Origin of the sequence: Cupriavidus basilensis OR16 (genome assembly GCF_000243095.1) — a bacterium.
Lineage (GTDB): Bacteria > Pseudomonadota > Gammaproteobacteria > Burkholderiales > Burkholderiaceae > Cupriavidus > Cupriavidus basilensis_D.
The window spans coordinates 1-450 of the sequence record NZ_AHJE01000243.1; the positions used below are offsets into that span (position 1 = coordinate 1).

Below are 450 nucleotides of genomic sequence, written 5' to 3' on the forward strand. Positions count from 1 at the left end.
ACGCGTAGACTCGGCTGCGCTCTGCACAGGTAGTTCTTCCTGGACCAGCTCGATGTCATGCTCCAGCCAGATCTGGCAGGTCAGGCGATAGCCCAGTCCCAGGCGCTCTCCCAGCTGCTTCTTTTCCTTCCAGTTCGGCGGCGGCAGGTGCTCGGCGCCGGCGATCACGCGGCACGCGAACTTTGGAACACTTGCCCATGCCGCATTCATAGCGCAGGTTCGGATACGGAAACTGCTTGATCCCGGCACGCACCACCAGGTTGGTGCTGGGCTTGACCTCATCCTCGAAGGTCTGGCCATTCTTGTGAAATACGACTTTAGGCATACAACGTTTCCGCAAGCGGTCTGTCAGGGGCGGCCGGGCGGATGCGCACCGGCCGCGCGTAGTCGCGGGATCTGGCGGGCGGGCTCAGGCAGCCATATCCAGCGCTGGGAGGGGGATTTCCTGTG

At 62.7% G+C, this 450-nt stretch carries 1 pseudogene; it reads right to left on the reverse strand.

The annotated features are described in order from the left end of the window. Positions 1-325, reverse strand: a pseudogene (locus OR16_RS38485) (2Fe-2S iron-sulfur cluster-binding protein); the annotation flags it as partial. Between the last annotated feature and the right edge of the window lie 125 nt (positions 326-450).